This is a genomic window from Chloroflexota bacterium, from assembly GCA_016235055.1.
Classification (GTDB): domain Bacteria; phylum Chloroflexota; class Anaerolineae; order JACRMK01; family JACRMK01; genus JACRMK01.
The window spans coordinates 1-5,424 of sequence record JACRMK010000042.1 but is presented as its reverse complement, the minus strand read 5'-3'; the positions used below and the strand labels follow the sequence as shown (position 1 = coordinate 5,424).

The window sequence follows — 5,424 nt, the reverse complement described above, 5'->3', positions numbered from 1 at the left end:
GCGCGCTCGGCATGCTTCAAGTGAGAATTCAATACGAGTCGTGCCAGCAGCATCGCGCATGCGGCCATCGAGCGGCCGACCAGGCCGGACACGCGGCAACACCAACGAATATGCGTCGGCAGACGCGGTAAACAAATACCCTCACAGTGTATGGTGATGAAAACGGCTCACCAAAAGGTACCACTGAACCCCCATCCGCACCCTATGCCGCGGGGCGTACGCCCCGCCTGCACGCAACGCGTGCGGCATAGGGCATACCTTCCCCCGTTCGCAACCACAGCGAACAGGGGAAGGAGCAGACCCCCTCTCCTGCGACGCTGGTTGTGCGTCGCGGGGGAGGGTTGGGGTGGGGGAACGCGATCCGCCTACGGCTGCATGAATATCGGAATGTAATAGCGCAATGTGCGGGTCGGGTACTGGCTGGCCGCCGACTGGATCGCGGCCAACGCGTTGACGATGCCGTACCCGTACACGTTATTCGGCACGGCGCTGGGACTGTCGCCGCCGCAGCCCTGCGCTGTAGTTCGCGGCGTCGCCGTGGACTCCAGATAGCCGATCGTCTCGGTAATCTTGCCAGTCAGGGCAGGCACCGCGCTCCAGAGCAGCGCCGCCGCCCCGGCGACGTGCGGGCTGGCCATCGACGTGCCCGACAACGTGTTGTAGCCGCTATACGGGTACGTGGAGCGCACGCTCACCCCAGGCGCGCTGATATCCGGTTTCATCCGGTTGCTGCCGTCCACCGTCACCGGTCCGCGGCTGCTGAAACTGGCAATATTGTCGCCAATGTCGGTCGCGCCGGCGGCAAACGCCTCCGCGTACATGCCGATCGGCTCGCGGACGGTGCTGCACGCCGAGCCGTAGTTGCTGGCCGCCGCCACCACCAAGATGCTGGCGGCGTTGAGCGACTGGATCGGCGCTTCCAGGTCGTTGAGGTGCAGGCTGTCGCAGCCTTCGCCGGGTGTGCAGGTCCACGAGTTGTTGACGATATCGGCCGCCAATTCCGGGTGCCCGTCGGTCAGCGGGTTGCCGCCCGGCGGGAACGGTGCCAGCATGAACTCGAAGCACTCCGTGTAGCGAGCGATCGAGCCGTTGCCGCTGTTGTCCATGTTGCGGCAGCCGATCCACTGCGCACCCGGCGCGACGCCGACTTGGTTGCCCGCGCCGTCGTCGCCGACCATGATCCCGGTGACGTGCGTGCCATGCCCGTAGCCGTCGCACGGCACGAGATTGTCCGCAGAGGAACAGGCGCCGACGCCGGCAGGCGCATGCACCCCATCGTGCCAGTTGAGCGTGTGCGTGGCCGTAATGCCGTTCCAGCCGCGATAATGGCCGATCAGCGCCGGGTGATCCCACTGTACGCCGGTGTCGGCCGTGCCGACCACAATCCCCTCGCCGCGCACAGTATACGTAATCCAGACGTCCGGCGCATGGATGCGGTTGACGCCCCACTCGATCCCGGCGGGCGCCGATGGTGCGTTGGTACCGGCTTCGGGCTGTGGAAGGGGCAGGTTGGCTGACGCGGGGGTATCCAGTGCCAGGCGCGACACCTCCGGTAGCGCGGCCAGCGCCTGCGCCAGCGCCGCGTCGCCGCTGACCTCGATCATGTTCAACAGGTAGTGGGGGCGAACCGGTGCGCCTGCCCGCTCGGCCAGCCCGCGCGCGGCGGCCTGGCTGCGGGCGGCCTGTTCACGGAGGCGGTCGTAGACGTAGCGGCGTCGGGTGGTCTTGTCCGCTATGCCATATGCCGCCGACAGGTCAGCCGTGCCGCCGAAGTAGACGAGCATCGGCGCATCGCCCTGTGCCAGCGCCTCGAACAGCGCCGGTTGTAGCTTGGCCTGCGGGTCAGACACGGCCCGCGCCGGTACGACGACCGCGAGGAGCGCCGCCAGCGCCACTGCCGCCGCCGTCAGAGCCGCGATGCGGCGCGCGCGATAGTGCCTCACAGGCGAATCAGCCCCCGCTCGAACGTCGTCAGCACCTCGACGCCGTTTTCGGTGCAGACGACGTCGTCCTCGATTCGCACGCCGACCTGGCCTTCGATGTAGATGCCCGGCTCGACGGTGAAGATCATGCCCGCTTCCAGCGGCATCGGGTTGCCGCCGACCATGTACGGCGGCTCGTGCGTCTCCATGCCGAGGCCATGCCCGGTGCGGTGGATGAAGTACGGGCCATAGCCGGCTTTGGCAATCACGTCGCGCGCGGCGCGATCCACGTCGCCGCAGGCCACATCGGGCGCTGCGCGGCGCACCCCGGCGCGGTTCGCCTCCAGCACGGTGTTGTAGATGCGCTCGGCCTCGGCGCTGATCGCCCCGACGGCGAAGGTGCGCGTGATGTCGGCCACGTACCCGCCGTACAACGTGCCACAGTCGATGATGACCAGGTCGCCCGGCTGGATTTGCCGGTCGCTGACGACGGAATGCGGGTTAGCGGCGTTGGGGCCGGAGGCGACGATCGGGCTGAACGGCATCCCCTCGCTGCCGGCCTCGGCCGCCGCGGCGCGGTAGACCGCCGCGATCTCGCGCTCGGTCACGCCCGGCTTGATCGCCTGCATCGCCTTGTGCAGGGCGGTTTCCATGATCGCCACGGCGCGTTTGGTCGCGGCGATCTCGTCGGCGTCCTTGATCGCCCGGAAGGCCGGGAACTTCTGCTCAAGCGCAACGAGTTTGACGCCGGGCGCGTGCGACTCGAACGCCTTGACCTCGATGGCGCGCATCTGGAGATACTCAATGGCGAGCGTACTGTTGGCGAGGCCCATGGCGGCGCACGCTTTGGCGAACGCGCCCTCGTGCCCCTCCTCGTCGGCCCAGGCGAAGACCTGCACGGCGGGGCCGAGCGTCTGCGCGACGCGCGGCGCTTCGAGCGACGGCGCGATGATGCCCATGCCGCCATCAGTTCGCACGATAAGCACCGACGGGCGCTCGCTCAGGTGCAGCGACAGGCCGGCGAGGTAGATCATGTTCGGGCCGGGCACGAGCGCGAGCGCGTCGATGCCCTTGGCGGCCAGTTGGCGGCGCGTGCGCGCCAGGCGTTGGTCATTCATGGTAGCAACTCCATCAGACGGAATGTGTGTAATGCAATCGAGGATACACGAGCGCGGGGAGTGGCGCAAGTCCGACAACGGACGACCAACGGACAAACGGACGGTCAACGGATGTCGAGCGGATGACGGATGCGGTGGCTGTCGTTCCAACCAACACCGGAGCGACGCGTGACGCGGTCATCCTGTCATCCTGTCATCTTGTCACCTTGTCACCGTGTCATCTTGTCATCTTGTCAGCCGATCATCTTACCGACGCCGCATGCACGCGCCGATGGCGTCAACCTCCTCACCAGAGCGGCCAAAGAACGCAAATATTTCGTATCCGGCCGGAGCGACAAGAGAGTATGGAAGGCTTCCGCCGCTTCCGCCGAACCAGACTGACGTCCGGCCAGTATTGGTGCGTATTCTCAGCGAGTCCACCCGGGTACCGGTACGGCCCTCAATACCGGTGATGTATTCATTGGCGGCAAGCGAGAAGTTCGTGAAACCTCCGCCACCGGCGCCATGGGCTGGCAACGTCCCGGAGGAAAGCACCACCTGGATCGCGTCAATGCGCGAGCCGTGGCGCACGTTGACGCCGGTTATACGGACGCCAGCAGGCACCTGGTCCTTATCACTGAACTCGCGGCCGCCGGTGCCGCCAAACGGCCCCTGGCAAATCACATCCTGCTGCGCCGGTGGTGCCTTGGCAACGCTCACGGAGGCGCTGAGCGTGTCGTCACCGTTGCTCAGCGAGATGACCGATTGAATCGAGCCATCGCGCCGATATGTATAGCCCGCAAAAGACACGACCCGGGCTTCACCGGATTCGAGCGGCGTCTGGCTGGTGGACACCACGTTGTTATCGCTCGGGTCCGGCTTCCACGTGACGACGAAATTGCCGCTGCGGGAGCCGCCTTCATTCTTAACGGTTACTCTGAGCGTCACGGCCTCTTTCGAGGCTGTCGGAGACTGCGGTGTGAACACCGGGTTGCTCAGTCTAAGCTTGCCGGGCGGGTTGAGCGTCAGGTTGAGCGTATTGGGGTCGGCCTTGTCGGGCCAGTTGAAGACCATGCGGGCGCCCGGCGCGACGCCCTCGAACTTCTCGGTCGAGAAGTCGAGGTTGATCTGGTAGCGCGTCACGTACGCGGCGCGCAGGTTCGCGCCGCGCAGCTTCCGGCCGGTGCCATCCTGCAGATCGAGGCTGGGCAGGGCGTCGGGACGGAAGTTGTAGCCGAACACCATCACGATGTTCTTTTCGGGCATGTTGCTCGTGTTGAGCACCCAGGCGGCGCCGCTCGGAACCAGCGCCAGCGCCGTGGGGTTGATCCAGCATACCGCGTGGATGGATTTGTCGCCTTGGTGCTTCCGGTTCTGCGCGTAGAACTTCAGGTCATCCACAATGGTCCTCAGTTGATCCAGCACGCCCTGCCGGACGAAGCCCGCATTGCAGCGAAACTCCACGCCGGCCTGGCTGATGAGCGACTGGGCTTTGGCGTCGCTCATCTGCATGGACTGCGTCGCCATGTCCTGAACCTGGTTGGTCGTGTCCGCGATCGCCGATCGGGCGTCACTTGCGGCCTGGCTCTCGATGCCCTGCAGCGCGTTCGCCAGTTTCGGCAACTCGCCGCGCCAGTTGGTTGATTCCTTGTCGATGGTCTGCCTTGTCTTTTCGATCTCATTTACAGCTTTGTCAATCGACTCTTGAAAGCCACCCCCGAAAGGGTCCCAACATCCGGTCAGCAACACGAGCGCAATGAAGAGCGCGAGTCCCATCCGCGCGGAAGGGCACTTAAGCATACGGCCGCATGCACGGCTGGCATCAGGCTGCTGTTTCACGGTATCCTCCAATCGCCAGATCGCAAATGCCGCAGAACGACGGACGGTTAGCGATTCTCGCTCGCGCGGCAAAACAACCGGCGCGCGATTCAACTGCGTTTCGGCGCTGAATGTCGACTGGCAGGTTACGGATCATGCCGCAGTCCGGAACCCTGTGATCAATGCCTTCGGACTAAACCAGTACGGAGCATCCTGGCTTGCGCCTCCAGCCATCGCGGCCGGACATCGCCGCAGGGATGCCCGGCATCGGGAAAACAAAACGGCCGACTCTCTTGACCCGGCGTTTGCCCGGTCTGGTCGGTCGGTCGTGAACACCATCTGCTCATCCTCCTTGCAAGTGCTGGATGAGTCCGTGCGATTATGGCTTGTTACCTGTTGCGGCTACTCAAATGATAGTACCGTTGACTCCCCCGGTCAATACCATGAGCAGCAATTCTCAATTTGCCTTTGTACGGGTACTTTCCAATTGCGGCTTGTCAAGCGCTGGTGCTCAGGTGCTTGTCACGCAAACCGATACGACGAGCAAGTAATGCTGCCCTCCCCCCGGCCCCCTCCCAACGAAGTTG

The 5,424-nt window shown here is 64.8% G+C and carries 3 protein-coding genes; all 3 read right to left on the bottom strand.

Annotated features, from left to right (window positions below; genetic code table 11):
• Positions 1-365: 365 nt before the first annotated feature.
• The 3 genes from HZB53_10100 to HZB53_10090 all read right to left on the bottom strand — a co-directional run bounded on the left by HZB53_10100 (position 366) and on the right by HZB53_10090 (position 4,093).
• Positions 366-1,943: a S8 family serine peptidase gene (locus tag HZB53_10100; GenBank protein MBI5877994.1), complete on the bottom strand. Its 1,578-nt coding sequence runs from the start codon at positions 1,941-1,943 to the stop codon at positions 366-368.
• Positions 1,940-3,040 (bottom strand): aminopeptidase P family protein, encoded by a 1,101-nt coding sequence (locus tag HZB53_10095; GenBank protein ID MBI5877993.1) that lies wholly within the window; start codon positions 3,038-3,040, stop codon positions 1,940-1,942. Before HZB53_10095 ends, HZB53_10100 begins: the two co-directional genes overlap by 4 nt.
• 246 nt (positions 3,041-3,286) lie before the next feature.
• Positions 3,287-4,093, bottom strand: coding sequence for a hypothetical protein (locus tag HZB53_10090; protein ID MBI5877992.1), 807 nt, complete (start codon positions 4,091-4,093; stop codon positions 3,287-3,289).
• Between the last annotated feature and the right edge of the window lie 1,331 nt (positions 4,094-5,424).

Bases quoted from the DNA above. Each gene is read 5' to 3' on its own strand.
- HZB53_10095 (MBI5877993.1), bottom strand. From the start codon at position 3,040: ATGAATGACCAACGCCTGGCGCGCACGCGCCGCCAACTGGCCGCCAAG.
- HZB53_10090 (MBI5877992.1), bottom strand. From the start codon at position 4,093: ATGGTCTTCAACTGGCCCGACAAGGCCGACCCCAATACGCTCAACCTG.